The following is a 25,445-nucleotide window of genomic DNA, read 5'->3' as shown; positions in this document are numbered from 1 at the left end:
CTCAACGAGAATTACGGTAAGTATTGTGGCAAAAACAATTCAAGCAATTCGAGGCATGAACGATTGCCTCCCAACTCAGTCGCCACTGTGGCAAAAACTAGAAAACACAGTGAAAAATGTAATTAGCGCATACGGTTATAACGAAGTGCGCATGCCAATCGTTGAAGAAACAAACCTATTCAGCCGCGCTGTTGGTGAAGAGACAGACGTCGTTTCAAAAGAAATGTACACCTTTGATGATCGTAACGGAGACAGCCTAACACTTCGCCCTGAAGGTACGGCGGGTTGTGTACGTTCATGTATTCAAAACAGCCTGATCAACCGTGACGAACAGCGTCTGTGGTACATGGGGCCTATGTTCCGTCATGAGCGTCCGCAGAAAGGTCGTTATCGTCAATTCCACCAGTGTGGTGTCGAAGTGTTTGGCCTTAACGGTCCTGACGTTGATGCAGAACTTATCATGATGACGGCTCGACTATGGCGTGAGCTAGGTATCAATGAACATGTTCGTCTTGAGCTGAACTCTATCGGTTCTCAAGAAGACCGCGCAGACTACCGTACTGCACTGGTTGCATTCCTTGAGCAACATATTGATGTGCTAGACGAAGATTGTAAGCGTCGCATGCACACGAACCCACTGCGTGTTCTGGATACGAAGAACCCTGACGTTCAAGCTATTTTAGGTGATGCACCTCGCCTTTCAGATTACTTAGGTGAAGAATCTAAAACACACTTCGCAGGTCTATGTGAACTTTTAGACGCCGCAGGTATCGAATACACAGTTAACGAACGTCTAGTTCGTGGTCTGGATTACTACAACCGCACGGTATTTGAATGGATCACTGAGAGCCTAGGTGCTCAAGGCACCGTTTGTGGCGGTGGTCGTTACGATGGTCTTGTAGAGCAATTAGGTGGTAAACCAACACCAGCAGTTGGCTTTGCAATGGGCCTAGAGCGTCTTGTTCTGATGCTAGAAACACTAGAACTAACTGACGTTCGTCGCAGTGTGGATGTTTACGTAGTAACAGCAGGCGAAGGCACCATGATGGCAGGAATGAAGCTAGCAGAGCAGCTTCGTGAGTCTATCCCTGGCGTTCGTGTGATGAATCACTTCGGTGGCGGTAACTTCAAGAAACAGTTTAAACGCGCAGACAAAGTTGGTGCTGTTGTAGCATTAGTTCTGGGTGAAAACGAAGTTGCGGATAATACCGTAGTACTGAAAGATTTGGCCGGTGGTGAGCAAGAGACTTACAACCAAGCAGAAGTTGCAGAAAAGATCGCAGCACTGATTTAAGTCTTTTAGTAATCTAACAAAATTACATCCTAGTTCGTAAGCTAAGGCTCCCAAATGTGGAGCCTTTAAACGAAATAGGAACAATGGCAGCTAAGCTGCCATTTACATGTTTTAAGAGGACAGGAAGTGGAACTTTACGATACTGAAGAACAACAAGTTGAAGCCATTAAAGACTGGTGGAAGGAAAACGGCAAAGCCGTCATCATCGGTGCGGTTGTTGGCTTAGGTGGTCTATTTGGCTGGCGTTACTACCAGGATTCTGTGATTCAGGCGAGTGAAGCAGCTTCTCAAAGCTACACGACAGCAATGAATGCTTTGCAAGATAAAGGTACTGATGCTCAAGCTGACGTGAAAGCTTTTATTGAGTCAAATGAAGTAAAAGAATATTCAGTATTGGCTGCGCTACAACTTGCTAAAGCACAAGTTGAAGCTCAAGATCTTTCTGCTGCATTAGAGCAATTGAAGTGGGCGCAAAGCAGCACTCAAGATGCTGCGCTATTACCATTGATTAGTTACCGTATTGCACGCATTGAAACGGAAATGGGTAACTTTGACGCTGCAAAGGCTGAACTAAGTAACGTCACTGATGCAGCATGGACAGGTCGTATTGCTGAACTTCGTGGCGATATTGCGATTCGCCAAGGTGACAAAGATGCCGCATACGCTGCGTATACTGAAGCTCAGCAAGCGGCAGACGCAAGCCCGACACTACAAATGAAATTGGACGATCTGGCGAAATAAGGACCGCATTGGATGAAAAGAGTCTTTAACAAAGCCTTGTTAGGGGCGTTAACAATGGGAATTCTTGCCGGTTGTGCTGGTGAGAAAGATACTATTGTAATGGCGCCACTACCTCAGGTAGACAGTGAGTTTACAACCAGTAGTGAGTGGAGCACATCGGTTGGCGATGGTGTTGGTCATTACTTTTCAAAGCTATCCCCTGTATTTGCGAATGATACATTGTTCGTGGCAAGTCGCGATGGCTTAGTAAAAGCGCTGGATCCTGAAAACGGTAAACAACGTTGGCAAACGGACCTAGAAGAAGATGTCATTGCTCGTCTCTCTGGTGGTATCACTGCAGCATACGGAAACCTTTACATTGGCTCTGAGAATGGTGAAGTCATCTCTCTTGACCAAGAAACAGGTGAGATTGTTTGGCGTGTAAAAGTTGGTGGTGAGGTACTGGCGAAGCCAGTTGCAGATTCAGGCCTTATTATCATCAATACTAGCCGAGGCATGTTGATTGCACTTAATGAGAGTACAGGTGAGCAACGCTGGGCATTGAGTACAGAAGTGCCGAACCTAACTTTACGTGGTGACAGCACTCCGACTGCAATTGGCGGCGGTGTATTTTGGGGAACGGCAAATGGCCGACTCGCAGCTGCTATCGTTGAGCGTGGTCAGCTGATTTGGCAACAGCCTGTTGGTACGCCAAAAGGCGCGACAGAAATTGATCGTTTGGTTGACGTTGATTCATCGCCAATTGTGCTAGGTGGTACTCTTTTCACCATTGGATACAATGGTCAACTTATCGCCATTGATTTGCGTTCAGCGAACCCGATTTGGAAGCGTAATTACTCATCTGCAACAGACATTTCTACAGATGGTAGCCGCATCTTTGTGATAACGGAAAAAGATCATGTTGTTGCCGTTGATTCACGAAGTGGGACTGAGTTGTGGGAAAACAGCTTGCTTGAGCACCGACAACTTACAGCGCCAGTTATTGTCGGCAATTATCTCGTTGTCGGTGACACGCTTGGTTACCTTCACTGGATGGATCGTTCAACGGGCGAATTTGTTGCGCAGCAGTTTATCGATGATAGCGGCTTGGCCGTTGGCCCGACGTTATTGTCGGATGGTTATGTGATTACAACTCGCAACGGCGATGTAAAGAAACTAACCATTAACGAATAATATCGTGATATAATTCACATTCGGCTCCTGGCTGGTGACAGCTAGGAGCCGTTTTGTTGTTTGAATTTATTAACCCTGACGTGGTTATAGGTAAAAAGCTGGTTTGATTTGGCATCGAGCAAGTCGTTACCTATAACTACAGAAGAAAGATTATTGTAGAGGTTGTTATGGTACCTGTTGTAGCTCTAGTAGGGCGTCCGAACGTAGGTAAATCTACACTATTTAACCGATTGACTCGCACTCGTGACGCGTTGGTTGCGGACTTTCCAGGCCTAACGCGAGACCGTAAGTATGGCCAGGCGAGACTTGGTGAAGAGCACGAATTCATTGTGATTGATACCGGCGGTATTGATGGCACAGAAGAAGGCGTGGAAACAAAGATGGCAGAACAGTCATTAGCCGCGATTGATGAGGCTGATGTTGTATTGTTCCTTGTTGACGGTCGTGCTGGTCTGACACCTTCAGATGCAGCAATTGCTGCGCATCTGCGTAAAATTGAAAAGCCAGCGATGCTGGTGGTAAACAAAATAGATGGTATTGATGCCGATGCGGCGTGTGCTGATTTTTGGCAGCTCGGCGTGGATGATATGTACCAGATTGCGGCCGCTCATGGCCGTGGTGTGACCGCTCTACTTGAGCGTGCTTTATCTCCATTCTTTGATGATCTACTAACAAGTGAATCTGAAGAAGGTGAGATTGAAGACCTGACTGGATTCGAAGACGAAGAGCCTCTTGTTGAAGATTACACTGAAGAAGACGCAGAAGCTGAATTCAAGCGCCTTCAAGAGCAGCCGATTAAGTTGGCGATCATCGGTCGTCCTAACGTAGGTAAATCGACACTGACTAACCGTATTCTGGGTGAAGAGCGTGTGGTTGTATACGATATGCCTGGTACGACGCGTGATTCTATCTACATCCCGATGGAGCGTGATGGACGCGAATACGTACTAATTGATACCGCAGGTGTTCGTCGTCGTGGTCGTATCAATGAAACGGTTGAAAAGTTCTCTGTTGTTAAGACGCTGAAAGCGGTAGAAGATGCAAACGTCGTTCTACTGGTGATTGATGCACGTGAAAATATTTCAGACCAAGACCTAAGCTTGCTTGGTTTTGCACTGAATGCTGGCCGCTCAATTGTCATCGCCGTTAACAAGTGGGATGGTCTAGACAGTGACGTGAAAGAAAGCGTGAAGAAAGAACTGGACCGCCGTCTAGGATTCGTCGATTTCGCGCGTATCCACTTTATCTCTGCGCTGCACGGTACTGGCGTTGGTCACTTGTTTGAATCTATCCAAGAAGCATATAACTCGGCGACAACGCGCGTGGGTACGTCAGTACTGACGCGTATCATGAAGATGGCTGTGGATGATCACCAACCGCCAATGGTTCGTGGCCGTCGTATTAAACTCAAATACGCACACGCAGGTGGTTACAACCCACCGATCGTTGTTATCCACGGTAACATGGTTCGTGAATTGCCAGATTCGTATAAACGTTATCTGATGAACTACTTCCGTAAGTCTCTGGAAATTATGGGAACACCGATTCGCATTAACTTCCACAACAGTGATAACCCATACGAGAACCGTACGAATAAGCTTACGCTATCTCAAGAGCGTAAACGTAAGCGTATGATGTCGATGGTGAAAAACCGCAATAAATAATGAAATTCGAATACCCAAGTTTCTACTTGGGTATTTTTTTATCAAAAGTAATCGTAAAAATGACTATCACAGCAACAAAGACTCGTTTTTGTCATCAAACATGGCAATTAGAAGCACAAATACAGCTCGTTCAATCTACGGAAGAAGTGACTTACGTTATTACAGATGTCACGCCGTTCCATCCCGTTAGTCACATATGGCCGGATCACCCTGCAGACAAAGGAACGTTGAAGGTGAATGGGGCTGAGCATGACGTGGTAGATTGCCAAGTGGGCGCAGTAGAGCAGGAAAGTGGTACTCTGTATGTGGGTAGTGACATCCCTGTAAAGCGTGATGCTGAAGGTTGGGTGTTTGTCGTCGTGCATGTTTTATCACGTACGGAATCACTTGCAATTAATGACTTGGTAATATTAGCGGTAGATAAAGACTATCAAAATGCTTTGAGCCGAGGCCACACTGCAGGACACTTAGCGTATTTGGCGTTGAATAAAGTACTAGCGGAAGACTATTGGCGAAAAGACGCAGACCGCAAAGACCCGCATGGTTATTATGACTTTAATAGCTATGCGCAAGTTACGAGTTATGTCACTCCAGACAAGTGCCTCGATACATACCGTTTAGGCAAAACACTTCGTAAAAGAGGATTAAACAGTGCAGATATGCTGAATGACCTCCAGGCGATTGCAGAAAAAGTGAATGACCAACTGGTTGAATGGCTTCAAAGAGATGCGATGATCACCATGGAATGCCACGGCGATAGATTAACTGATTCTCGCTATTGGAAGTGCGATTTAGGGGAAGGTCAATTAGCGGTAATCCCTTGTGGTGGAACGCATGCCAGCCATTTAAATGAGTTTGCTTTTATCCAAGTTAAACTCGTTGAGCTCGACGCTCAAACTATCGAAATGCACACCAATGTAAACACTGCTTTTTGAATAAGATCTTTTTATTAAATTCTAATTTTTCGTTTAATTAAATCTAACTTAGGTTTTTTATTCTGTCTTAAATTGGAATGCAGAATATGTAACTTATGCTTTCGGTGTGTGGTTATATAAATATTCTTTTAAGGGGTGATCGCTGATCAAGGAGTAAATATCAGACGATCAGTATAAGATCCTACTTATCAAGTATGGTTAGCGCCTCGTGAAACTTGTTGGGGCGGTGATGAAGATCAACATACTTGTTCGTTATTTTGAGTAGCATGCGTTACTCGAAATTGCTTAGTTTAGAGAGAGGAACGGGATATGCAGCAGAACATTTGCCCGACTTGCAATGTCGAACTGGAATGGACAGGACAATACCATTGTGCACAGTGTGAATCGGATTTTAAAAAAGTAGGTTTTTGCCCTGATTGTGAGGCGGAGCTGGAGAAGCTGCAAGCATGCGGTGCTGCGAGTTACTTTTGTAATGTGTGTAATGAACTCAAATCAAAATCACGTGTCCGATTTGAGTTCCAGAAAATCAGTTAACCAGAGTTTGTATTCAGTTAACGGTAGAACGAACGTCGCCTTCGGCTAATCGAGTAATCAATACATCTCCCGATTTTACATCTGAAGATTGAGTAATCACTTTACCTTGCTCAGTTTGAGTAATTGAGTAACCTCGTTTCAATGTCGCTAGCGGGCTGACGGTGTCTAACTTCTCTGCAGCAATCGCGAGTTGATGGCGCATAGTCAGTAACTTGCGATCCATTGCATCCATGAGCTTTTGCTCAACACGTTCTAGCTTCGACTTCTGCTCGGCAAGGCGTGTTACAGGAGAATTTAATTGCAGCCGATAATGTTGACGCTCGATTCGCTGTTGACGCAAGGCAATAAAACGACTCATCGCTCGCTGTAAGCGCATGTCCAACTCATCTAACTGTTGCGTCTGACGCTGCAAGCGATAGCTTGGGTGCTGTCTCTCTAGACGGTGCACTAATTGCGCAGATTGCTGCTTTTGTTGTGCTAGGTAGTAACGCATCGCGCTCGCTAACTTATGCTGGCGGGTAACTAAAGCTTGATCTTTGTGGCTGTTATCACGGCTTACTAGCTCAGCTGCTGCTGATGGAGTAGGCGCGCGTACGTCGGCGACAAAATCAGCTATTGTCACGTCGACTTCATGTCCAACGGCGCTAATAATAGGAATTTGGCTTGCTGCAATCGTGCGAGCTAATATCTCGTTGTTAAAGCACCATAAGTCTTCCAATGAACCACCACCTCGGCCCACAATTAGCACATCACATTCATCACGGCTGTTAGCGCGACCAATGGCTTGTGCGATTTGAATGGCTGCATCTTCACCTTGTACCACTGTCGGATAAATCACAACGGGTAGGGAAGGATCACGACGTTTCAATACGTCTAAGATATCGTAAAGCGCGGCACCAGTTTTCGATGTGATGACGCCAACACGTTTTGGGTGTTCAGGCAAAGGTTGCTTATTGCTTTGAGCGAACAACCCTTCTGCGGCAAGCTTCATTTTCAGCTCTTCAAACTCTTGCTGAAGACGGCCGTCACCTTCCGGTTGCATGCTTTCGATGATCAATTGGTAGTCACCGCGAGGCTCATAAAGAGAAAGACGAGCTTTTACTAGGACTTGATTACCGTTAGCGGGCTTGAAAGTAACGCGGCGATTGTTACCACGAAACATGGCACATTTAACTTGAGCGCGAGAGTCTTTAAGAGTGAGGTACCAGTGACCAGAGACTGGAGCTGAAAAGTTGGATATCTCTCCGACGAGCCAAACGATCCCCATTTCGTTTTCAAGGAGTAAACGAACTTCTGCGTTGAGACGAGAAACAGTAAAGATGTTTTGATTGGTCTTGGAGAGCACAGCTAATCTCTTAGACGTGAGTATGGAAATTAGCGGCAATATAATACATAGCAAGGGGGTAATTGCAAGAAAAAAATTAAAAAATTTGTGGTCAAGCGATTGCGTTAACCGTATAATCCCTCCGCAATATCTAATCCAAATGTAGCTTGTTGCTAACACAGGTTACCCTCATTATGCGAAACGATGAGATTGGATTGTTCTTTTTACTCCTCTAATTGTGAGATATTGCAAATGCTAAGAATTGCCAAAGAAGCGCTGACATTCGATGACGTACTACTTGTGCCAGCACACTCCACCGTTCTCCCAAACACAGCTGATCTTCGCACTCAGCTAACTAAGAACATCACCCTAAACATCCCAATGATTTCAGCGTCTATGGACACTGTTACTGAAGCTCGTCTAGCGATCGCGCTAGCGCAAGAGGGTGGCATTGGCTTTATCCACAAGAACATGTCTATTGAGCAGCAGGCAGCCGAAGTTCGTAAAGTTAAGAAATTCGAAGCTGGTATGGTAACTGACGCGGTTACTGTAAACCCTGACGCGACCATCGCTGATGTTGTTGCACTAACTGAAAAGCATGGTTTTGCAGGTTTCCCTGTTGTCACTGAGAGCAATGAGCTTGTTGGTATTATCACTGGTCGTGACGTTCGTTTTGTGACGGACCTTTCTAAGAAAGTATCTTCAGTAATGACGCCAAAAGAGAAGTTGGCAGCAGTTAAAGAAGGTGCAACACGAGAAGAAGTGCAAGAGAAAATGCACGAAGCTCGCGTAGAGAAAGTATTGGTTGTGAATGATGAGTTCCAACTAACCGGTATGATTACTGCGAAAGACTTCCACAAAGCAGAACGTAAACCAAACGCATGTAAAGATGAGCGTGGTCGCCTACGTGTTGGCGCAGCAGTTGGTGCTGGTGCTGGTAACGAAGAGCGAGTTGCTGCACTAGTTGAAGCTGGCGTTGACGTTCTACTTATCGACTCTTCACACGGTCATTCTGAAGGTGTTCTAAGCCGCATTCGTGAAACACGTGCAGCTTACCCAGATCTAGACATCATCGGTGGTAACGTAGCAACAGGTGCTGGTGCTAAAGCACTAATCGAAGCTGGCGTAAGCGCAGTGAAAGTTGGTATCGGCCCTGGTTCTATCTGTACAACTCGTATTGTAACGGGTGTGGGGGTTCCACAAATCACTGCAATCGCAGATGCGGCAGAAGTTGCTAATGATTATGGTATTCCAGTTATCGCTGACGGTGGTATCCGTTTCTCAGGTGATATCTGTAAAGCAATCGTAGCGGGCGCATCATGTGTGATGGTTGGTTCTATGTTTGCAGGTACTGAAGAAGCGCCAGGTGAAGTGATTCTATACAACGGTCGTTCTTACAAGTCTTACCGTGGCATGGGTTCTCTTGGTGCAATGTCTCAAGGTTCTTCTGACCGTTACTTCCAGTCTGACAACGCAGCGGACAAGCTAGTACCAGAAGGTATCGAAGGTCGTATCGCATACAAAGGCCGTCTAAAAGAGATCGTACACCAACAAATGGGTGGTCTACGTTCAAGCATGGGTCTAACTGGTTCTGCAACTATCGAAGATATGCGTACGAAAGCTGAATTTGTACGTATCTCTGGTGCTGGTATGCAAGAGTCTCATGTACACGATGTTCAAATTACTAAGGAAGCACCGAACTACCGTCTAGGGAACTAATTACCTAACGGAAACGTTTGCTTTTTCCTTGAAGCATTAAGAAGAGGCGAGTACACTCGCCTCGGTTTTAATCACTTAGCCTTAAAAAGACTGCTCAAAATGACTAAAAATATCCATGACCAACGTATTCTGATCTTGGACTTCGGTTCTCAGTACACTCAATTAGTAGCACGCCGCGTACGTGAAATCGGCGTTTACTGTGAACTATGGAGCTGGGATGTAGAAGAAGCGGATATTCGCGAATTCAACCCAGATGGCATTATCCTATCTGGTGGTCCAGAAAGCGTAACGGAAGAGAACTCTCCACGCGCGCCTCAATATGTATTTGACTCTGGTGTTCCTTTACTTGGCGTATGTTACGGCATGCAAACTATGGCGGAACAACTAGGTGGCAAAGTAGCAGGCTCTAACGAACGTGAGTTTGGCTACGCTCAGGTTAAAGTTTCTGGTGAATGTGCCCTATTTAAAGATCTTGAAGCAACTCAAGACGTTTGGATGAGCCACGGCGACAAAGTAGTAGAGATCCCAGCCGATTTCGTAAAAGTTGGTGAGACAGACACTTGTCCTTACGCTGCGATGGCGAACGAAGAGAAGAAATACTACGGCGTTCAGTTCCACCCAGAAGTGACACACACAAAAGGTGGCCTACAAATGCTTGAGAACTTTGTTCTTGGCGTATGTGGCTGTGAGCGTCTATGGACATCGGAATCTATCATCGAAGACGCGGTTGCTCGCATTAAAGAGCAAGTGGGTGACGACGAAGTTATCCTAGGCTTATCTGGTGGTGTGGATTCATCTGTTGTTGCGATGCTGGTGCACCGCGCAATTGGCGACAAGCTAACGTGTGTATTTGTCGATAACGGTCTACTTCGTTTAAACGAAGGCCAACAAGTGATGGATATGTTTGGCGATAAGTTCGGCCTAAACATCATCAAAGTTGATGCAGAAGATCGTTTCCTTGAAGCACTGAAAGGCAAGTCTGATCCTGAAGAGAAGCGTAAGACAATCGGCCACGTATTCGTAGATGTATTCGATGAAGAGTCGAAAAAGCTAAAAAATGCAAAATGGCTAGCGCAAGGTACCATCTACCCAGACGTAATCGAGTCTGCGGCATCTAAGACTGGTAAAGCGCACGTGATCAAATCACACCATAACGTGGGCGGTCTACCAGATGAAATGGAAATGGGTCTTGTTGAGCCACTACGTGAGCTGTTCAAAGATGAAGTACGTAAGATTGGTCTAGAGCTAGGCCTGCCTTATAACATGCTTTACCGCCACCCATTCCCAGGTCCAGGTCTAGGTGTTCGTGTTCTTGGTGAAATCAAGAAAGAATACTGTGACTTGCTACGTCGTGCTGATGCTATCTTCATTGAAGAGCTTCACGCTGCAGACCTATATGACAAAGTATCTCAAGCGTTCACGGTATTCCTACCAGTTCGCTCTGTAGGTGTAATGGGCGATGGCCGTAAATACGACTGGGTTGTATCACTGCGTGCAGTAGAAACCATCGACTTTATGACTGCCCATTGGGCACACCTACCATATGACTTCCTAGGTAAGGTATCTAACCGTATTATCAACGAAGTTGATGGCATTTCTCGTGTTGTTTATGACATTTCAGGTAAGCCACCAGCGACTATCGAGTGGGAATAATTTTCCTCTAGACTGTTGAGTTTATAAGAACCAGCCTCCAGGCTGGTTTTTTTTTGTGCTTCAAATTTGTGAATAGGGGACTCAACTTTTTTACAGGAGATATATACATGCGGTAAAGTTAAATATATATTCATTTTAATTGTTTGAATATTATAAATGGTATTGCTATGGAACAGGCTGAAGTTACCTCTCTAATTCCCATCCTTATTACTCTTTTCCTCGCGCTGACCACGAGAAATGTCGTTGTTGGTTTATTCGCGGGTGTGGTGAGTGGTGTCGCTATGCTCGAAGGGACATTTGTCGAACAAGGACCACTAGACTCGTTTAGTGCGTTGATGAAAAGCTATCTACTGCCGCAACTTACCGATAGCTACAATGCTGGTGTGATTTTATTATTAGTGTTCATTGGTGGTTTCGTTGCGCTGATGGAAAAGTCTGGTGGTGGTGTTGCTTTTGCTAAAAAGGTTACTCAATGGGTTGCGAGTAAATGCCAAGCTCAACTGTCCGCATGGTTCGGTGGTGTGGTTATTTTCTTCTCAGACCTTGGTACACCGTTGATTGTTGGTCCTGTTTTTCGCCCTTTATTTGATAAGTTAAAAGTATCGCGCCAAAAATTAGCTTTTATTATCGATTCTACTTCCTCTCCCGTCGCAATCTTGATTCCTTTTATCGGATGGGGTGTTTACATCATGGGGTTGATTCAAAAAGAGTTTACTGCCCTGAATGTCAGTATGAGTGATTGGGATGCTTTCATTGGCGCGATCCCGTATCAGTTTTACGCCTTTCTTGCGATCGCGATTGTGCCGATTGTCTCTTTCTTCAAATTAGATTTCGGACCGATGGCGAAAGCAGAACAATTAGCAGAGCAGGGCTCCGACTTTGGGAAAGTGCAGGAGTCTATGAATGTGTTTACGCATAAAAATGCAAAATCCAGTTTTGTATGGGCACCTTTGCTCGTTATGCTGGTGGTTCTATGTACTATCCTCGTGCCACACGGTTTCCCATTTCAAAAAGTGGCAGGCTCAACGTTTAGGGCTGCACTCTCTTCTGCATATTTCTTCGCGGCCTTCACTTTAATTGCGCTGATGGCGTTTTATGGCGTAAGAAAGCTTTCGGATGGTATTCAGGTTTATCTGAAAGGGATGTCAAACATGATGTCAGTGGCGGTGATTCTGGTATTGGCTTGGGCGCTTAGCTCGGTTGGGAAAGAATTAGGTGCAGCTGCATACATTGCTGAACAAGCTCAAGCCGGTTTCCCTTACTGGTTATTGCCAGCGGTTGCGTTTTTACTGGCCGGTATTATCTCGTTTGCGACGGGATCATCTTGGGGGACGTTTGCCATCATGATGCCATTAGTGATCCCAACGGCCGTTGCGATTGATGCTCCATTGTTAGTTTGTATTGGTGCGGTGTTATCTGGTGGCCTGTTTGGCGATCACTGTTCGCCAATCTCTGAAACGACGATTTTGTCGTCGACAGGGGCTGGGTGTGAGCAGTATGAGCACTTCCGTACACAGTTGCCTTACGCATTACTCAATGGAATGATTGCATTAGGGTGTTTCCTTTTAGCTGGAATCAACGCCTCGCCAGTGATTGTGCTTGCCGCTATTGTTGCTCAGTGTGTGGTTTATTTTGTGTTGTCTAAACAAAAATCAACCGCGAAGCTAGACGTGGTTTCGGCAGAACAATAAAGATAGAAATATCATAAAGCGGAGGCTCATTGGGTCTCCGCTTTTCTTTTGAGTCAAGGTAACATTTTTCTTGTGACAAAATGTGTGCGAGGACTTATTTATTCATTTTGTCTCGCAGAATCAACGCACTTAGCTCGGCGTTTTGTATATATGATCCACTATATGTCTAGTTATTCCTTGTATATTGTATTGTTAAAATCCGGAGACTAGACATGTTTGCACTCAAACATCTTCCTCTTGCATTGAGTTGTGTCCTAGCTGCACAAGCGAATGCGAGTATGAATATCCAGCCCGATCCGCAGAATCCAAACGGTTATGTCATTGCTCGTGGTGACGTTCAAGCCGTAGAGCAAAGCAAAACCTCTGACCCTATGTATGCCATTTGGTCACAAGCATTAGAGACGCGCCCGAACTCAGTGGTGGAGGCGATTGTTCCAGGAGCGGCAACCAATCCAGAAAACGTGAAGCGTGTAGAGCGTGTGTTCCCTGAAAGTGAGTGGGACTTCCTGACTCAAATGGCGGCACCTGAATACACTTACACGCGTTTCCTACGTGCAATTGGTAAGTTCCCTGCATTCTGTGGTGAGTACACGGATGGTCGAGATTCGGATGCGATTTGTAAAAAATCGATCGTGACAGCCTTTGCTCACTTTGCGCAGGAAACTGGTGGTCATATTTCGATTGATAACGTATCGGATAACCCTCTTGGATTGGAAGAGTGGCAGCAAGCTTTGGTTCATGTGCGTGAAATGGGCTGGTCAGAAGGTCAAGAAGGTTACACGACAGGTTGTGGTCAGAATGACTGGCAAAACAAGCGTTGGCCATGTGAACCAGGACAAGGTTACTTTGGACGTGGTGCTAAACAGCTTTCTTACCATTTTAACTATGGCGCGTTCTCTGAAGTGATGTTTGATGGTGATGCATCTGTATTGCTAAAAAATCCAGGCTTGGTTGCGGATTCATGGTTGAACTTAGCATCGGCTATCTGGTTCTTCCTAACTCCACAAGCACCGAAACCTGCAATGCTACATGTGATTGACCGTACTTGGGTGCCTTCACAGCGTGAGCTTGATGCTGGCATTGGTTACGGCTTTGGTACCACCATCAACGTGATCAATGGTGGTATTGAGTGTGGTGAGCAAAACAAGGATAAAGGTCAACCTGTTAACCGTATTCGTTATTGGGAAGGTCTTGCCGCCCATTATCAAATTCCAATTGAAGCTGATGAAACAAACACTTGTTGGCAGCAGACGCCTTACGGCAGTCTGAACCTAAATGGTGCGACAGACGTGCTTTACACCAACTGGGATGGTAACTGGAAATACTACTCAGATCGTCCGGGAGGTCACTCATTTGAATGTGAGCTGGTTGGTTTCCAAACTGCTTACTCTGCGCTAGTTGCGGGTGATTATGAGAAGTGTGTAACTAACTTTTACCAATCTCATGCGGGGTGGCCAGAAGTTCGTGTGGTTGAAAAACTAGACCCTGTTGATCCGGTCGATCCACCTGTAGGTGGCGTGGCGGCTTGGGATGCAGGTAAAGTGTATAACACAGGTGATCAAGTCTCTTACCAAGGTGCTGTTTATGAAGCGAAATGGTGGTCACAAGGTAATGAACCCACGCAAGGTGACCCGTGGAAGTTGGTCTCAGGCACTCCGACAGAGCCGCCAACAACGGAACCTGAACCGCCGGTGACTGAGCCAGAACCGCCCGTCACAGAACCTGAGCCACCAGTAACCGAGCCAGAACCACCAGTGACAGGTAATTTTATTCAGTGGGAGCCGGGCGTAACGCAAGTCGCTAACGGCGATAAAGTGACGTACCAAAACAAATGTTTTGTTGCGAAAAATGGTCCAGGTGTGTGGGAAAGCCCAACGCAAAGTAACTGGTTCTGGGACGAGATCTCTTGCCTGTAGTTGATTGAAAAATAGTCTAACCATCTATAAAGACTCTGCTTTTTAGCGGGGTCTTTTTTTATTTGAGCGGTTGCTTATTTATGGAATCTAAGTTTTCAATAACAGTTTTTCTCTTTTGTTCTGGCGCCCATTAAAATTCGCGCGCATTTTTTATCAACATTTTTGAAAAAAGGTATTTGTACATGTCGACAAAACTGGCTAACCCAGCACCGCTAGGTCTAATGGGTTTCGGTATGACCACTATTCTGCTTAATATTCATAATGCAGGATTTTTCCCAATTGACTCTATGATTCTAGCGATGGGCATCTTTTACGGTGGCCTTAGCCAAGTAATCGTTGGCATCATGTGCTTTAAACGCGGTGACACGTTCGGCACAACTGCGTTTACTTCTTACGGTCTATTTTGGCTAACATTGGTTGGTCTAATCGTAATGCCTCACATGGGTCTTCCTGCAAGCCCTGCAAGCTTTATGGGTTGGTACCTAGCGCTTTGGGGCATCTTCACTGGTTTCATGTTCATTGGTTCTCTATGCTACCCAACAGCGAAGCAAGTGGTATTTGGTTCTCTAACTATCCTGTTCTTCTTGCTTGCTGCTCGTGATTTCACTGGTAGCGAAGTGATCGGTGCTATCGCTGGCTTCGAAGGTATCTTCTGTGGCGCAAGTGCAATTTACTTCGCAATGGCGCAGGTACTAAACAACGAATTTGGTCGTGAAGTTCTACCTGTAGGTAAAGCAAAAATCGCTCGTAAAGTTGAAGCTGTCGCTGCTTAATCCTTTACACATAATGCAGAAAAGGGGATTAACCAATGGTTAATCCCCTTTTTTATGCCCTTAAACGGACCACTGCTTTTTCTTGTTTATGCGTTAAGGCTATGTTGATGGTTGTTCTACAGTTTCTGTAGTACTGTTGTCTGCCGTTGGTGCCTTACCCGTTTTACGCTTGTACTTATCTTCCCAGTAATCTGCGCCTTTAATGCCTAGCGCTACAGGGTTGAATGTAAAGTCGGTCACACCACGTTTTTGTTGTTCTTCGTAATCGTTCAATGCTTTGAGAGCTGGTTTCGACATAAAGAAGATGATCAAAATACCGACGATGTTAAGCCATGCCATTAGACCTACACCTACATCACCCATCGCCCAGGCTAAGTTGGCGGTTTTCACGGTTCCGTAGAACACGGATGAAATAATGATGACTTTCAAAATAAACATCAGCCCATTTACTTTGAATGTACGACGAATGTAAGCAATGTTCGTTTCTGCAATGTAGTAGTAAGCCAGAATGGTCGTAAACGCAAAGAAGAAGAGTGCGATTGCGATGAATGGCTTACCCACGCCAGGTAGTGCACTTTCGATCGCCATTTGCGTAAATACAGGACCATTCGCACCAATATCAGCTGGTAGGTTTTGAATTAGGAACGTACCTTCAACTGCACCATTTACGTTGTACGCGCCAGTGATAAGAATCATAAACGCGGTTGCTGAACACACAAGTAGTGTATCGATGTAAATAGAGAAAGATTGAACAAGACCTTGCTGAGCTGGGTGATCAACACTCGCTGCAGCTGCAGCGTGAGGACCTGTACCTTGACCTGCTTCGTTGGAGTAAACGCCACGTTTTACACCCCAACCGATTGCCGCACCAACACCTGCCATTGGTGTGAACGCGTCACCAATGATCATGCCGAAAATGCGTGGAACCTCACCAATGTTTAGAAGGATGATGACAAATGCAGTGATGATGTAAGCCAGCGCCATAAATGGCACAACGATTTGGGTAAAGTTCGCAATACGTTTTACGCCACCGAAGATGATGAAGGCCAGAATGACACAGACAACCGTACCAGTGAAAATTTTAGCAAAACTGAAGGTACCAATAGCGGTTTCAATCATGTCACCTGAGCCAAATGCTGCTTCTACTGCGTTACCGATGCTGTTCGATTGAACGCCTGGAAGTAGAACACCACATGCAAAGATGGTTGCGATAGCGAAGATCCAAGCGTACCATTTTTGTCCCATTGCTTTTTCAATGTAGTAAGCAGGACCACCACGGAATTCACCTTCGTCTTCTTCTTTATAGATTTGTGCAAGTGTCGACTCTGCGTATGCGGTTGCTGCACCAAAGAAGGCAACGACCCACATCCAGAATACGGCGCCTGGTCCACCAAAACCGATAGCGGCAGCAACACCAGCAATGTTACCTGTACCTACACGGCCAGATAGTGAAACGGCAAGTGCCTGAAATGATGATATCCCTTTTGTTGAACTCTTCCCTGAAAGTAATAAGCGCCACATCTCAAAGAAGTGACGAATTTGTACAAAACGCGTCATGATTGAATAGAACAAACCTGCACCAAGGCACAAATAGATCAGTACCGGGCTCCAAATAATTCCATTCAGAAAATCAACTAATGACTGCATGAGTATTTTCCCTGTTAGTTGTGTTTGTGGTTGTTTTTCACACAATACATTACCCTTTATGTAATGCAATTGTTAACTTTTTTGGCTACAAATCCTTTGTAGCGTGATGGTGAACACAGAATAGAGAGTGATTGTTAAAATTTAGTTCTTGTTGCTTATTTGCTCCTTTGGGGTAGAAGATTTGTCTGGTGATTAAATATGCAGCACATTGTCATTAAAATGTGCTGCATATTTGATGAGTTGAAAATGCCAAATATTATGCATTTTGTGGAGTAAAGGCCTGTTTGTTTTTTATGCAGATATGCCCTTATGCATAACGGCAAAGGTTAAGCTCTGTGTCATCCATCACTTTCGCTTTTTCACCAACCATAATGCTCGCTAGCAAGTGGCCAGAACCACAAGCCATAGTCCAACCCAGAGTGCCGTGTCCGGTGTTAGTAAAAAGGTTATCGTATTTGGTCGCGCCGATAATCGGTGTGCCATCAGGCGTCATTGGTCTAAAGCCACTCCAAAACTCGGCTTGGCTAAAGTCGCCGCAGCGAGGGAAAAGATCACGGATGACCATTTCGATGGTATTTTTTCGTTTTTGCGGAAGGGAGGCATCAAACCCTGCTAATTCTGCGGTGCCCGCTACGCGAATTCTGTCATCAAACCGAGTCATGGCGACTTTATAGGTTTCATCCATCACAGTAGAGCGAGGAGAGAAGTGCTCATCTTCCATTGGGATGGTGAGCGAATAGCCTTTTACTGGATAGACAGGAATCTCAATGTCGAGTTGCTTGAGTAGCGCTGTAGAATAGCTGCCAGAGGCAACCACATATTGGTCCGCTTTAAACTGTCCTCGATTCGTTTGGACACCTATGATCTTTTTGCCTACTGTAACCCAATTGCTTACTTCGGTGTCGAACTCGAACCTCACGCCATGGGCCTTAGCGAGCTCTGTTAGTTGTTGGCAAAACTGATAGCAATCGCCTGTTTCGTCATCTGGCAGATGCAAGCCACCAACCAGTTTATCTTTCACAAGATCCAGTCCAGGTTCTTGTTCAATGCAGCGTTCTACGTCCATCAACTCAAACCGAGTCCCGCTTTGCTCTAGAAGCTGCATATCCTTTTCAATGGCTTGCAGCTGTTGAGGCGTTCGAAATACTTGCAAGGTGCCGAACTGGCGACCTTGATATTCAATGGCATGTTCTTGACGTAATTGTTCCAGACACATGCGGCTGTGGTTAGCTATCGAAAGCATGCGAGCTTTGTTGACTTGGTAGCGAGACAGGGTGCAATTGGCCACCATCTTACTTGCCCAACTGATCATATCGGCATTGAGGGTTGGTTTGATTTTGAGTGGAGCATGCTCTTCCATTAACCACTTTATGGCTTTAACAGGAACACCAGGCGCAGCCCAAGGAGAAGAATAGCCGTACGAGATCTGCCCAGCATTGGCGAAACTTGTTTCCATTGCACTGCTTGGTTGACGGTCAATAACAGTAACTTGATAGCCAGCTTGAGATAAATACCAAGCAGAGGTTAAGCCGATGACGCCGCTGCCTAATACGATGACTTCCATTGATGTACTCCACACATTTATCTGAGTGGTTAGTTTCTTTCCTTTACCTTTTGTTAACAATCGATATAAATTACATACAGCGTTTAGAAAAAATATAGGCTCAAGGATGAGAAGTAATTTAATAAGTGGCTTGTGTCTGTTTAGCCAAGTCGCGGAACACAGCAGCTTTACTGGCGCGGCTAAGTTTTTGCACCTCACTACGGGAGCCGTGAGCCAACAAATTATTCATTTGGAAGAGTTATTAGGTTTTACTTTATTTGAACGCCATTCCCGCGGTATTCGTTTAACCGCTAAAGGCACTCAGTTACACCAAGCAACGCAGTTTCACTTTTCTGAGCTGAGCAAACTGCTTGATGAGCTCAAAGTAGAAAAGCACACCAATGAGATCCGCTTAAAATTAACGCCTTCTTTTGCTTTTAAATGGTTAGTCCCAAAGCTGGAAAGTTTTCATCACGAGAACCCGGATATCCAAGTGCAAATCTTCGCGGAAGGGGCGTTAGTGAATAGTGAGATAAAAGATTATGACGTCGCGATAGACTATGGTCTTCATCCTTACCGAAATGCTAACGCGGAGTTGATTTTGGATGAGCAACTGCTGCCCGTAATGAGTCCGAAGTACCTTGAGGATCATGGTTGGCTAAAAGCGCCTTTTGATGAACAAGAATCCTCAATGTCAGTGAAGCAATGGCAGGAGGCGACGCTACTACACGATGCGATGCCATGGGAAAAAGCGACGCGTGACTATGAGTGGCTATATTGGGCGTCAGCAATGGGATTGGATTTTAAAACCGATGTTGGACACTTTTTCAATCGAACGGATATGGCGATGTCTGCGGCGGAAGCTGGAGTTGGGATTGCGATGGCACGAATGGCACTGATTGAGGATGAATTGACGACAGAGCGCTTAGTTTCTCCCTTTCAGCCGGTTCCTGCCAATGCAGGGTACTACTTGATCATGAACACACGAAGCCAGTCCACAAACAAGTTTCGTACTTGGTTATTACAGCAAGTGGCGAACAAATAGATAAAGTGCTTGGTGAGTCAGATAGAAAACACCGCCTCGATAACGGCGGTGTTTTATTTTGGATTACTGTCGTTGATAAACCGACTCGCCTCGGCTGATGGTTTCTTCCACGTTTAGGTCTTTTAGCGCCTTAGGTTCAATCTTCATCGGGTTGTTATCGAGGATGATTAAATCCGCATTCTTACCCACCTCGATAGAACCTTTATACGACTCCTCAAAGTGTTGGTAAGCCGGCCAAATCGTCATGGCTTGCAGTGCGGTATACGTGTCAACGCGCTGATCTGGCCCCAGTACTTTATCGGTTCTGGTGGTGCGATTGACGGTCGCATCCAATACTCGGAATGAACTTGGCAGCGCCACAGGTGCGTCATGGTGTGTACTGAATTTTAACCCCGCCTTTCTCACCGCTTGAGTTGGTGAAATGAAATCGGCACGAGGATGGCCGAGTACCGAGTCCACATGCCAGTCACCCCAATAGAAAGTATGCATAGGGAACAAGGAAGGGAAGATGCCTTGCGCCGCTAAGCGATCTACTTGGTCTTGGCGCATGGTTTGGCCGTGAATGAGTACAGGTCGGCGGTCTTGCTTTCCTAGCTTTTCATTTGCTTTGGTCACTGCGTTGATAAATTGCTCGATCGCCGCGTCACCATTGGCATGCGTCAGCACTTGCCATTCATTTTTAAAGGCTGTTTCTACGTAATCGTAAGCTTGTTGATCTTCGAAAGTTGGGTAGCCAGCGTAGTCTTTATCTTGTCCATGTGGCGGGTGGAAGTAAGGCTGACTTAGCCATGCCGTTTTACCTTGTGGAGAGCCATCAAAGTTTAGCTTTACGCCACCGATGCGGAAATGGTTGGTGTACTCTGGCATGTTGTATTCCGAGTCCATAAAATCGCTGCTCGATACCATATCTGCGTACGCAACCAAGTCGATCATCAGTTTGTCGTTTTTCGACGCGCGTTTCATCGCTTCATAACCTTCTGATGTTGCTCGTCCTTCTTGAGCCGTGGTATAGCCATATTTCGCGTACATACCTTGCGAGGCTTCTAACATGCGATCTTGAAGTTCAGAATCAATCAACTTATTGAGGTTGAACAGCATTGCAAAGTGCGCGTTTTCTTCTAGAACACCATTTGGTTCTTGGCTGTTTTCCATTCGGCGGATAATGCCACCTTTTGGATCTTCCGATTCTGCCGTGATACCTGCTAGCTCTAACGCTTTACTGTTCGCGACACTCAAATGCCCCGAAGTGTGGATGATCAATACAGGCTTATCTGTGCTGACTTTATCGAGATCCGCTTTGGTAGGGTAGTAATCCAGTTGGGCGTCGTCGTAACCAAAACCTAAAATCCAACCCGTTTTCTCAATGAATAGGCGTTGCGTATCATTGTTCGCGGCATTTTTTAGAGTTTCGATGATTTTCGCCACGGTATCGGCTTCGCCATCAGGAGATGGCAGCACGTTTGCGACCATGGCTTGTAGACCAACGCCATACACATGACTGTGTGGATCAACAAAGCCAGGCAACATAGTTTTGCCTTTTAAGTCGACCAACTGTGTTTTACCGAACTTGTGCTCCATCGCTCCATCTTTGCTGCCGACATAAATGATTTTCTCGCCTAATGTTGCGACGGCTTCGGCGTACTCTGGCTTATCGCTAGCCATGGTTAGGATATCGCCACCATAATAAATTTTGTCTGCGGCGGTTACTTTTAGCGGCTCGGCGACGGCTTCTTTCGCTTCTTCAGAAAAACACCCCGTTAAAGCAAGCCCAGAGAGGGCAATAGGGATCCAGTTTTTGTTCATCGGTCATCTCCATACAGAGTAAGGTTTTTGCCTATTGCCCCCATCTCAATGAGTTTGAGAACTCAATAGATCAAATTCACTTTAGTTCATATTGAAGGAGGATTATCAACAAGATTAAAGACTTTCAATCAAGCGCAAGTTATACCTATCGATGAATATCAAAAATGTTACCTTTTCCCATTTCATAAACGTTTCTGGACTTGGGCAATGTGACCCATAACGAGGTTCTGTGGTTAAAAAGTCGGCATGATAAGTCCACGATTTATCTCGATGACGCTCAAGGAAGAACATGAAAGACGAAACGCTATCCATCCATTTTGGTTACGAAACTGACCCTACCACTAAATCTGTCGCGACACCGATTTATCAAACGGTCGCGTACGAGTTTGATAACGCGCAGCACGGAGCTGATCTGTTTAATTTGGAAGTGCCGGGGAATATCTACACTCGCATCATGAATCCGACTAACGATGTTCTGGAAAAACGCATGGCGGCGTTAGAAGGCGGCATTGCCGGGTTGGTCGTGAGTGCGGGGAGTGCAGCGATTAACTATGCGATTCTGACCTTAGCGCAAGCAGGCGATAACATCGTTTCTACGCCGCAACTTTATGGCGGTACTTACACCTTGTTTGCGCACATGCTGCCAAATCAAGGTATTCAAGTGAAGTTTGCCAAAGATGACAAGCCAGAAAGTTTGGCCGAGTTAATTGATGAAAATACCAAAGCGGTGTACTGCGAGAGCATTGGTAACCCTGCAGGTAATATCATTGATTTAGAACGTGTGGCGGAGCTTGCTCACGCACAAGGCGTGCCTGTGATTGTGGATAACACCGTCGCGACACCAGTACTGTGCAAACCCATCGAATTCGGTGCGGATATCGTCGTTCACTCCCTCACTAAGTACGTTGGTGGACACGGCACCACATTAGGTGGCGTGATTGTGGATTCCGGTAAATTCCCTTGGGCGCAGCACAAAGACCGCTTTCCAGTTTTCAACCAACCAGAACCTTCTTACCACGGCGTGGTGTATACCGAAGCGTTTGGTGAGGCGGCATTTATCGGGCGCGCGCGTACCGTACCATTGCGTAATACCGGATCGGCATTATCACCGATGAATGCATTTATGCTTATGCAAGGGCTAGAAACGTTACCGCTGCGTATGGAGCGCCATACCGAGAACACTCTCAAAGTGGCTGAGTTCTTGGAACAGAATGACAAAGTCAGTTGGGTGAGTTATGCCGGATTGCCAAGTTCAGCACACTTCAACCTCGCTGAAAAATACATGAAAGGTAAGCCTTCTGCGATTTTGTCGTTTGGTTTAAAAGACGGTTATGACGCAGGAGTGCGCTTTTATGACGCTCTGAAAATCTTTAAGCGTTTGGTGAACATTGGCGATGCAAAATCATTGGCTTGCCATCCAGCATCGACGACCCATCGTCAGTTGAGCGAAGCAGAACAAAAACAAGCTGGTGTGTCTCCAGAGATGATTCGTTTATCGGTGGGTATTGAACACATTGACGATATTCTAGCCGATTTAGAACAGGCACTAAACGCGTAAAACGATTCTGTTTTTAGCTTTTGGTTACCCATAGGCCAGCCTTTAAAAAAGCTGGCCTGTTTTTATTTTATTATTTAAATATCAAAGGTTTTGGTGCTTTTGGTTTGTGGTATTCCAAAAGCTCATAGAGGGTGAAATTTATTCCCTTGTCACGTTTGGGGTTGTTCCTGATGATGTGTGCAAATATTACACATTGGAAGGGGCTCAAATGTCTTACGTATTTCACCGTCATTGTCATGCCACGCTGCCAATCATCGATAGAGGTGAAGGTGTTTATCTATTCGATAAGCATGGAAAGCCGTATCTCGATGCTTGTGGTGGTGCTGCGGTATCAAACCTTGGCCACAGTCATCACGCCGTTAAAAAAGCGATGTTGGAACAGATCGAGCGAGTGCCGTTTGCTCATACTGGATTTTTTACTAGTGACAGCAGTGAGCGACTAGCGGAATTGATTTGTCAGTACATGCCCGAGCAGTTCAACCATGTGTATTTAGTCAGTGGCGGATCAGAAGCGGTGGAGTCGGCACTAAAAATGGCGCGGCAGTATTTTGTGGAATCAGGTAAGCCAGAGAAGAAGCAATTCATCGCGCGTCAGCAAAGTTATCACGGCAATACGTTGGGAGCTCTGGCGGTCGGTGGTAATGAATGGCGACGTGAACCGTTCAAGCCTATCTTGCATCCGAGCCATCACATTGCCCCTTGCTATGCTTATCGGTATCAGCAGACTCATGAGTCGGAATTGGATTACTCATTGCGAACGGCGAATGAACTTGAGGCAAAAATTCTTGAGTTGGGGGCTGAGAATGTAATGGCTTTTGTCGCCGAGCCTATTGTGGGAGCCACAGCTGGAGCTGTGCCAGCGACTCAAGGTTACTTCAAACGTATTCGCGAAATATGCGACCAATACGATGTGTTATTGATCTTGGATGAAGTCATGTGTGGCGTTGGGCGAAGTGGCAGTTTTTTTGCGTTTGAGCAAGAAGAGGCAGAACCTGATCTGGTTTGTATGGCTAAAGGGCTTGGTGCGGGTTATCAACCTATTGGCGCGGTGGTTGCGAATGATCGAGTCTATCAAGCTATTGCTGATGGAAGCGGTTTTTTCCAACACGGTCATACGTTTATGGCGCACCCTGTGGCGTGCGCTGCCGCCGTGGCAACAATTGAAACCATCTTCCAAGATGATTTATTAACAGCGGTGAATCAGCAAAGTGTTTTGCTGCGTAAAGAGCTTACTTCTGCATTGGCCCATTTACCATACATTGGCGACATTCGTGGTAAAGGCTTGTTTTTGGGCATTGAGCTGGTGGCGGAGAAAGAAAGCAAGGCGCCGCTGAGTAAAGCCACATTGGCAGACAAACGCATCAAACAGCGAGCAATGGAAAATGGCTTAATGTGCTATCCAATGGGCGGAACGATTGATGGCGTTAATGGGCACCATATTTTGCTCGCACCGCCATTCATTATTCAGTCTCATCATATTGATGAACTAGTCGGTAAACTCTCACTGACGTTAAAAGAGGTGGCGGAGACATGGAAGTAGCAAACCAATATTTGCGAGAACCTATCGCCATTATCGTGGCTCCAAACGGCGCAAGAAAAACCAAGCATGATCACGCCAACTTACCCATGACAACGGACGAACTGGTTGCAGAGGCTATCGCTTGTCAAACAGCAGGGGCTGCCATGATCCATTTGCATGCTAGAGACGCCAAGGGACGTCATTCATTAGACATCGACGACAACATGGCAATTTACCATGCCGTGAAAGAAGCGGTGGGAGAAACCATGGTGGTTCAGCTCACCACAGAAGCGGTGGGTTTATATTCTCCGCCACAACAGCGGGCGTTAGTCAAAGCTGTGAAACCAGAAGCGGCTTCTTTCGCATTGAGGGAGTTAATCCCCGATCGAGCAAGTGAGAAAGAAGGGCATGCCTTTTTCCATTGGGTGGCTGAAAACAACATCGTGAGCCAAATTATTCTCTACGATGCAACCGACATTGAACGTTATTTCCAACTGCGTGATACGGGTGTGTTACCTAAAACGCATCAGCATGCATTAGTGGTGTTAGGGCGTTATCACCAAGCTCAGCAGTCTTCACCATGGGATTTACGAGGTTTGAATTTGGCGCGTTTTGTCGAGGAAGAAATTCGATGTGCCATTTGTGCTTTTGGCGCGCGAGAGCAAGACTGTTTAGCGAGTGCGATGTTACTTGGATTCGATGTGAGAGTGGGGTTTGAGAATAACCACTTCGATGTGGCAGGCGAATTAGCAATCAGTAACGCGGCTCAGGTGGAAGCTCTACGTGATGTGGCGCATCGATTTGCGATTCCTTTACACAGTGCGCAAAGTTTGCGTTCAGCTTTGAAGTAAATCTGCTCGCAGCAAGGAAAATAAAGAAGAAAGTAAAAAGGCTCCCTCGGAGCCTTTTCGGT

At 45.9% G+C, this 25,445-nt stretch carries 19 protein-coding genes; 15 read left to right on the top strand and 4 right to left on the bottom strand.

The window, feature by feature from the left end; all coding sequences use genetic code 11:
- Window positions 1-25 precede the first annotated feature (25 nt).
- The 6 genes from hisS to OO778_RS13450 all read left to right on the top strand — a co-directional run bounded on the left by hisS (window position 26) and on the right by OO778_RS13450 (window position 6,341).
- Window positions 26-1,294: a histidine--tRNA ligase gene (gene hisS / locus OO778_RS13475; protein WP_182033313.1), complete on the top strand. Its 1,269-nt coding sequence runs from the start codon at window positions 26-28 to the stop codon at window positions 1,292-1,294.
- A gap of 126 nt (window positions 1,295-1,420) precedes the next feature.
- Window positions 1,421-2,035 carry a YfgM family protein gene (locus OO778_RS13470; protein WP_264909951.1) on the top strand — a complete coding sequence of 205 codons (615 nt, stop codon included), beginning with the start codon at window positions 1,421-1,423 and terminating at the stop codon, window positions 2,033-2,035.
- 12 nt (window positions 2,036-2,047) lie between these two features.
- Window positions 2,048-3,208 carry an outer membrane protein assembly factor BamB gene (gene bamB / locus OO778_RS13465; protein WP_005391528.1) on the top strand — a complete coding sequence of 387 codons (1,161 nt, stop codon included), beginning with the start codon at window positions 2,048-2,050 and terminating at the stop codon, window positions 3,206-3,208.
- Window positions 3,209-3,375: 167 nt separating this feature from the next.
- Window positions 3,376-4,872, top strand: coding sequence for a ribosome biogenesis GTPase Der (gene der / locus OO778_RS13460; protein ID WP_005391527.1), 1,497 nt, complete (start codon window positions 3,376-3,378; stop codon window positions 4,870-4,872).
- A 59-nt stretch (window positions 4,873-4,931) separates the two neighbouring features.
- On the top strand, window positions 4,932-5,807 hold the full coding sequence (locus tag OO778_RS13455) for a metal-dependent hydrolase (protein WP_074191300.1): 876 nt from the start codon (window positions 4,932-4,934) through the stop codon (window positions 5,805-5,807).
- A 309-nt stretch (window positions 5,808-6,116) separates the two neighbouring features.
- Complete coding sequence (locus OO778_RS13450; protein ID WP_012842112.1) at window positions 6,117-6,341, top strand: zinc ribbon domain-containing protein; 225 nt, start codon at window positions 6,117-6,119, stop codon at window positions 6,339-6,341.
- Window positions 6,342-6,354: 13 nt separating this feature from the next.
- Here the strand turns inward: OO778_RS13450 and xseA are convergent, their stop codons facing one another.
- Window positions 6,355-7,686, bottom strand: coding sequence for an exodeoxyribonuclease VII large subunit (gene xseA, locus OO778_RS13445; protein WP_264909950.1), 1,332 nt, complete (start codon window positions 7,684-7,686; stop codon window positions 6,355-6,357).
- 231 nt (window positions 7,687-7,917) lie between these two features.
- On the opposite strand from xseA, the gene guaB reads away from it, so the two are divergent.
- The 5 genes from guaB (at window position 7,918) to OO778_RS13420 (ending at window position 15,417) form a co-directional block, all read left to right on the top strand.
- On the top strand, window positions 7,918-9,384 hold the full coding sequence (gene guaB, locus OO778_RS13440; RefSeq protein ID WP_005391524.1) for an IMP dehydrogenase: 1,467 nt from the start codon (window positions 7,918-7,920) through the stop codon (window positions 9,382-9,384).
- 99 nt (window positions 9,385-9,483) lie between these two features.
- Complete coding sequence (guaA, locus tag OO778_RS13435; RefSeq protein ID WP_005391523.1) at window positions 9,484-11,037, top strand: glutamine-hydrolyzing GMP synthase; 1,554 nt, start codon at window positions 9,484-9,486, stop codon at window positions 11,035-11,037.
- Window positions 11,038-11,204: 167 nt separating this feature from the next.
- Window positions 11,205-12,728 carry a Na+/H+ antiporter NhaC family protein gene (locus OO778_RS13430; protein ID WP_193448201.1) on the top strand — a complete coding sequence of 508 codons (1,524 nt, stop codon included), beginning with the start codon at window positions 11,205-11,207 and terminating at the stop codon, window positions 12,726-12,728.
- 212 nt (window positions 12,729-12,940) lie between these two features.
- Window positions 12,941-14,644, top strand: a complete 1,704-nt coding sequence (locus tag OO778_RS13425) for a chitinase (protein WP_170903107.1) — start codon at window positions 12,941-12,943, stop codon at window positions 14,642-14,644.
- A gap of 182 nt (window positions 14,645-14,826) precedes the next feature.
- Window positions 14,827-15,417 (top strand): GPR1/FUN34/YaaH family transporter, encoded by a 591-nt coding sequence (locus OO778_RS13420; protein ID WP_005391518.1) that lies wholly within the window; start codon window positions 14,827-14,829, stop codon window positions 15,415-15,417.
- A 99-nt stretch (window positions 15,418-15,516) separates the two neighbouring features.
- On the opposite strand, the gene OO778_RS13415 is transcribed toward OO778_RS13420, so the two are convergent.
- Both OO778_RS13415 and OO778_RS13410 read right to left on the bottom strand, forming a co-directional pair.
- Complete coding sequence (locus OO778_RS13415) at window positions 15,517-17,064, bottom strand: alanine/glycine:cation symporter family protein (protein ID WP_012842106.1); 1,548 nt, start codon at window positions 17,062-17,064, stop codon at window positions 15,517-15,519.
- 307 nt (window positions 17,065-17,371) lie between these two features.
- Complete coding sequence (locus tag OO778_RS13410) at window positions 17,372-18,628, bottom strand: D-amino acid dehydrogenase (RefSeq protein WP_170892538.1); 1,257 nt, start codon at window positions 18,626-18,628, stop codon at window positions 17,372-17,374.
- A 106-nt stretch (window positions 18,629-18,734) separates the two neighbouring features.
- Here OO778_RS13410 and OO778_RS13405 point away from each other — a divergent pair, with 106 nt between their 5' ends.
- Window positions 18,735-19,652 (top strand): LysR substrate-binding domain-containing protein, encoded by a 918-nt coding sequence (locus tag OO778_RS13405; RefSeq protein ID WP_264909949.1) that lies wholly within the window; start codon window positions 18,735-18,737, stop codon window positions 19,650-19,652.
- Between the two features lie 63 nt (window positions 19,653-19,715).
- Here OO778_RS13405 and OO778_RS13400 read toward each other — a convergent pair whose 3' ends face one another.
- On the bottom strand, window positions 19,716-21,455 hold the full coding sequence (locus tag OO778_RS13400) for an amidohydrolase (RefSeq protein ID WP_256899410.1): 1,740 nt from the start codon (window positions 21,453-21,455) through the stop codon (window positions 19,716-19,718).
- Between the two features lie 289 nt (window positions 21,456-21,744).
- Between OO778_RS13400 and OO778_RS13395 the strand changes: the two genes are divergently transcribed.
- The 3 genes from OO778_RS13395 to OO778_RS13385 all read left to right on the top strand — a co-directional run bounded on the left by OO778_RS13395 (window position 21,745) and on the right by OO778_RS13385 (window position 25,383).
- On the top strand, window positions 21,745-23,013 hold the full coding sequence (locus OO778_RS13395) for an O-acetylhomoserine aminocarboxypropyltransferase/cysteine synthase (RefSeq protein ID WP_074190957.1): 1,269 nt from the start codon (window positions 21,745-21,747) through the stop codon (window positions 23,011-23,013).
- Window positions 23,014-23,221: 208 nt separating this feature from the next.
- Entirely contained in the window at window positions 23,222-24,553 is a 1,332-nt protein-coding gene (locus tag OO778_RS13390; protein ID WP_074190958.1) for an aspartate aminotransferase family protein, read from the top strand.
- Window positions 24,544-25,383, top strand: coding sequence for a 3-keto-5-aminohexanoate cleavage protein (locus OO778_RS13385; protein WP_074190959.1), 840 nt, complete (start codon window positions 24,544-24,546; stop codon window positions 25,381-25,383). The genes OO778_RS13390 and OO778_RS13385 overlap by 10 nt, the downstream gene beginning before the upstream one ends.
- Window positions 25,384-25,445: the final 62 nt, after the last annotated feature.

Source organism: Vibrio sp. STUT-A16 (genome assembly GCF_026000495.1).
GTDB lineage: Bacteria > Pseudomonadota > Gammaproteobacteria > Enterobacterales > Vibrionaceae > Vibrio > Vibrio diabolicus.
The sequence above is the reverse complement of the archived record's forward strand: the minus strand, read 5'-3'. Positions and strand labels throughout refer to the sequence as shown.